The 4899-nt window shown below is 63.6% G+C and carries 2 protein-coding genes and 3 pseudogenes; all 5 read left to right on the forward strand.

Annotation, left to right across the window (positions count from 1 at the left end; genetic code table 11):
• Window positions 1–285 precede the first annotated feature (285 nt).
• Entirely contained in the window at window positions 286–603 is a 318-nt protein-coding gene (gene fliE / locus BN1143_RS10365; RefSeq protein WP_042050535.1) for a flagellar hook-basal body complex protein FliE, read from the forward strand.
• Between the two features lie 55 nt (window positions 604–658).
• Window positions 659–2335 carry a flagellar basal-body MS-ring/collar protein FliF gene (gene fliF, locus BN1143_RS10370; protein WP_042050536.1) on the forward strand — a complete coding sequence of 559 codons (1677 nt, stop codon included), beginning with the start codon at window positions 659–661 and terminating at the stop codon, window positions 2333–2335.
• Window positions 2328–3366 (forward strand): annotated as a pseudogene (gene fliG, locus BN1143_RS10375) (flagellar motor switch protein FliG). Before fliF ends, fliG begins: the two are co-directional and overlap by 8 nt.
• Before the next feature lie 64 nt (window positions 3367–3430).
• Window positions 3431–4172, forward strand: a pseudogene (locus BN1143_RS10380) (flagellar assembly protein FliH).
• A gap of 63 nt (window positions 4173–4235) precedes the next feature.
• Window positions 4236–4899: pseudogene (fliI, locus tag BN1143_RS10385) on the forward strand (flagellum-specific ATP synthase FliI); the annotation flags it as partial.

The following is a 4899-nucleotide window of genomic DNA, read 5'->3' on the forward strand; positions in this document are numbered from 1 at the left end:
GTCGCCAGGCTGGTGGCGGTAGGACTGGTTCCCCCCGAGCTGGCAGCGAGCCGCGCGGGCTACCTGCATGACGAGGTGCTGGTCAAGCTGCCCGCCGGGGAGCACTACGATCTCCACCTGAGCTATCTGAGGCTGCTGCTGGGGGAGGGGGCCGTGCCGCGCCCCTGAGGGGCCGGCTCATCATCCGGCGACCACAAGAATCCCAGCTTCGAGGGTACTTCTCCCTAATTGGCACTCTTATTGCTTGAAGCCTGTCAGTGTCAATGATTTGTCTGGGGATGAAATATGGAAATCAGTGCAAGCAGCCTGATACAAGAGATGCAGGCCCTCAAGGTGGAAGCCGGCGCCACGCCGCTCACCCAGCCTGGCCGTCAGGTCAGCTCCGATTTTGGTCAACTGCTGCAGCAGGCCCTTGGCAACGTCAACGAGTTGCAAGGGGCCGCCAACGATCTGCGCACCCGTTTCGACATGGGCGACAGCTCGGTCGACCTGTCCGAAGTGATGATCGCCGGACAAAAATCCTCCATCGCCTTCGAGGCGACGGTGCAGGTGCGCAACAAGATGATCGATGCCTACAAGACCATCATGAACATGCCGGTGTAACTCAGGCCCATGGCGACTGAGCATCATGAACATGTCAGCAATAAGGACATAAATCGTGGCTACTGATCAAAACGGCGAACTGCTGATGAACGATGAGGGCACCGCCGCCCTCGATGAGAATGAGCAGAAGAGTTCGGCACTCGGCTTCCTCTCCAACACGGACGTGCTGCGCCAGATCACCCTGATCCTGGGGCTGGCCATCTGTCTGGCCATCGCCGTTTTCATCCTGTTGTGGGGCAAGGAGCCGGACATGCGTCCCCTTGGCACCTACACCACCCAGGAGTTGGTCAAGACCCTCGACTTCCTCGATCAGCAGAAGATCCCCTATCAGGTGGATGGCAAGAGCGTGCTGGTCAATGCCGAAAACTTCTCCAACATCCGGCTGGCGCTGACCCGTGCCGGTCTGGCCAACGCCACTGACGCCAGCACCGACGGGGAAGACATCCTGCTCAAGGACTCCAGCTTCGGGGTCAGCCAGCGGATGGAGAGCGAACGGCTCAAGCTGAGCCGCGAGCGCCAGCTGGCCAGCGCCATCGAGCAGTTCCAGAACGTGGCCAAGGCCCAGGTGCTGCTGGCCATCCCGAAAGACAACGTGTTTGCCCGCAACGAACGCAAGCCCAGCGCCACCGTGGTGCTGAGCCTCAAGGGCAATGCCCTCGGTCAGGGGGAAGTGGACTCCATCGTCGACATGGTCGCCTCCGCCGTGCACGGTCTGGAGCCGACCCGCGTCACCGTGACCGACCAGAACGGCCGCCTGCTCAACTCCGGCTCCCAGGATCCCGTCTCTGCCCAGACTCGCAAGGAGTTTGCGATGCAGCAGAAGCAGGAGCTGGAATACAAACAAAAAATTGACGCCATCCTGATCCCGGTGCTCGGCGCCGACAATTATACGGCGGAGGTCGACCTCTCCCTCGACTTCTCCCAGCAGGAGCAGACCCGCAAGACCTACAACCCGGACCTGCCGGCGGTGCGCTCCGAAATGACCATGGAAGAGAACAGCGCCAACGGCAGCAACGGTGGCGTGCCCGGCGCCCTCTCCAACCAGCCGCCCGCCGCCTCCAACATTCCTCAGCAGGCGACCGGCCCCAACGCCGAAACGACCGCGTCCTCTTCCGGCCGCTCCCGCAAGGAGGCGACCCGCAACTTCGAACTGGATACCACCGTCAGCCATATCCGGCGCCAGATGGGTGGCATTCGCCGCATGACCGTCTCGGTAGCGGTGGACTACAAGTCGGCCACTGCCGCCGATGGCAAGGTGAGCCGCGAGCCGCGCACCCAGGCCGAACTCGATACCCTGCGTCGTCTGCTGAGCGGCGGCCTTGGCTTTGATGTGACCCGTGGTGATACTCTGGAGGTGGTCGCCATCCCGTTCAACCGGCCCGAGCTTGAAAACGTGGCCGAGGCGCCGCTCTACGAGCANNTGCTGGTCATCATAGTGCTGATCGTCACCGTGGTGCGCCCCATGCTCAAGCGCCTGCTCTATCCGGATGCCAAGCCGGAAGGGGAACTGGATTTCGACAACCACACCGTGCTGGGTGGGGATGACGAGCTCAGTCTGCTGGCGGCTCAGGCCGAAGCCGAGCCGGTGTTCGGGGTACGTGACGGCCATCTGAAACTGCCGGATCTACACCGTGACGAAGACTTGCTCAAGGCGGTACGTGCCCTGGTGGCGAACGAACCGGATCTGGCCGCACAGGTCATTAAAGAATGGGTAGCGAACAAAGATGGCTGACGAAAACAAGACACAGGTCACCGGCAATGACATCACCGACAGTCAGCGCCAGATCCTGGATCAGATGAGCGGCATGGAGATGGCGGCGGTATTGATGCTGAGCCTCAACGAAGAGGACGCCGCCCAGATCTTCCGCCATCTCGAGCCCAAGCAGGTGCAGCGGCTCGGCATGTCGATGGCCTCCATGTCGGATTTCAGTCACGACCGGGTGGCGGCGGTACACCGTCAATTCATCGACGACATCCAGAAGTACACCAACATCGGTATCGGCAGCGAAGACTTCGTGCGCAAGGCGCTGGTGGCCGCCCTTGGCGAGGACAAGGCCAGCAACCTGGTGGATCAGATCATCCTGGGTTCCGGCGCCCGCGGCCTCGATTCCCTCAAGTGGATGGATGCCCGCCAGGTGGCCAGCATCATCCAGAACGAACACCCGCAGATCCAGACCATCGTCCTCTCTTATCTGGAGCCGGAGCAGTCCGCCGAGATCCTGAGCCAGTTCCCGGAACAGGTGCGCCTCGATCTGGTGATGCGTATCGCCAATCTGGAAGAGGTGCAACCGGCGNNTGGAGAAACAGTTCGCCGGTGCGGCGGGTGCCCAGGCAGCCAAGATGGGCGGCCTGAAGGCGGCGGCCAACATCATGAACTACCTCGACACCAACATCGAGGGTCAGCTGATGGACTCCATCCGCGAGTCGGACGAGGAGATGAGCCAGCAGATCCAGGATTTGATGTTCGTGTTCGAGAACCTCATCGACGTGGACGATCGCGGCATCCAGACCATGCTGCGGGAAGTGCCTGGCGATCTGCTGCAGCGAGCCCTCAAGGGCTCCGACGACCAGATGCGCGAGAAGATTTTCAAGAACATGTCCAAGCGGGCCGCCGAGATGCTGGCGGACGATCTGGAGGCCATGGGGCCGATCCGGGTCTCCGAAGTGGAAGCCGCCCAGAAGGAGATCCTCTCCATCGCCCGCCGTCTGGCGGATGCCGGCGAGATCATGCTGGGTGCCGGTGGCGGCGAGGAGTTCCTCTGATGAACGCTCGCTTCGACGTGCATAGCACTCCCGGCAGCGTGATGACGAGGAGTGCGGCAGCCAGATGAACAACAACAAACTGCGCGGCTATGTCAGACCCGACGGGGACGAGAGCCAGGTTCAGACCTGGGGCTGGCCTGAGATGGAGGTCGAGGCCGAGGTCGAGACCAATGCCCTCGGATTGACCCCGGACTGGTATCGGCAGGAGGAAGAGGTGCCGGTCGAAGAGCCGGCCGAGGAGCCGGCCCCCAGCATCACCGCCGAGGAGCTGGAAGCCATTCGCCAGGCCGCCTGGGAAGAGGGGATGGCCGAGGGGCGTGAAGCCGGTTACGCCAAGGGGCTCGAGGAGGGCAAGCTGGAAGGTTTGCAGCAGGGCCATGCCGCCGGACTGGAGCAGGGCAAGGAGGAGGGGCTGGCCCTCGGCCGCGAGCTGGTGGAGCAGCAGATGAGCCATTGGCAGGAACTGATCGATCGCCTCGCCAACCCGCTCAAGGAGCTGGACAGCGCGNNCCTCGCCCAGGCTGCTGCTCGAAGCGCTCAAGCAGGGGCTGGCGCTGCTGCCCGCCGCCGAGCTGGGGGTCACCCTGATGCTGCATCCGGACGATCTGGCCCGGGTCGAGCAGGCATTTGGCGCCGAGGAGTGCGCCAAGCGTCACTGGCGACTGCAAAGCGATCCCACCCTCTCCCCCGGCGATCTGCAACTGGCCACCGAGCTCTCCAGCATCGATCTGACCCTCTCCGGGCGCATCGACCAGCTGCTGCGCAACTTTCTGCGGGACAATGCCGGTCAGGATGGCCGCGGCTAGCGGCCCGGCCTGCTTGCCCCGTCTATTTTTCAACGCATTCAACACCAGCTTTCAGGAGGCCGGATGAGCGGCTCGTTACTCAATCGGTTGCAGGGGTATCGGGTACGCGATATCGCCCCCAAACCCCCGGTGGCCGGCAAGCTCACCCGGGTGGTGGGCTTGACCCTGGAGGCCATCGGCTGTCGCGCCGCCATCGGGGCACTCTGTCGCATCGACACCCAGGATGGTTCGCTTGAGGCCGAAGTGGTCGGCTTCTCCGGCGATCGCCTGTTTCTGATGCCGAGCGAACAGCTCAAGGGGGTCATTCCCGGCGCCCGGGTGGTGCCCATCACCGAGGAGCATGGCATTCCGGTCGGCATGAACTTGCTGGGCCGGGTCATCGACGGCATCGGCCAGCCGCTGGACGGGCTCGGTCCCATCCTCTCTTCCCAGACGGTGCAATTTGCCCAGCACCGCATCAATCCGCTCTCTCGCCGCCCGATCCATCAACCGATGGACGTGGGGGTGCGTGCCATCAACGCCGTGCTGACTGTGGGCCAGGGCCAGCGGATGGGGCTGTTCGCCGGCTCCGGCGTCGGCNNCTCCGCATGATGACCCGCGGCTCGGTGGCCGATGTGGTGGTGGTGGGGCTCATCGGCGAACGGGGCCGCGAGGTGAAGGAGTTCATCGAGGAGATCCTGGGAGAGGAGGGGCGCGAGCGCGCCGTGGTGGTGGCGGCGCCGGCCGA

Origin of the sequence: Aeromonas dhakensis (assembly GCF_000820305.1) — a bacterium.
Taxonomy (GTDB): Bacteria; Pseudomonadota; Gammaproteobacteria; order Enterobacterales; family Aeromonadaceae; genus Aeromonas; species Aeromonas dhakensis.

Coding starts and splice junctions, on each gene's coding strand:
- fliE (WP_042050535.1), top strand. CDS start 286: ATGGAAATCAGTGCAAGCAGCCTGATACAAGAGATGCAGGCCCTCAAG.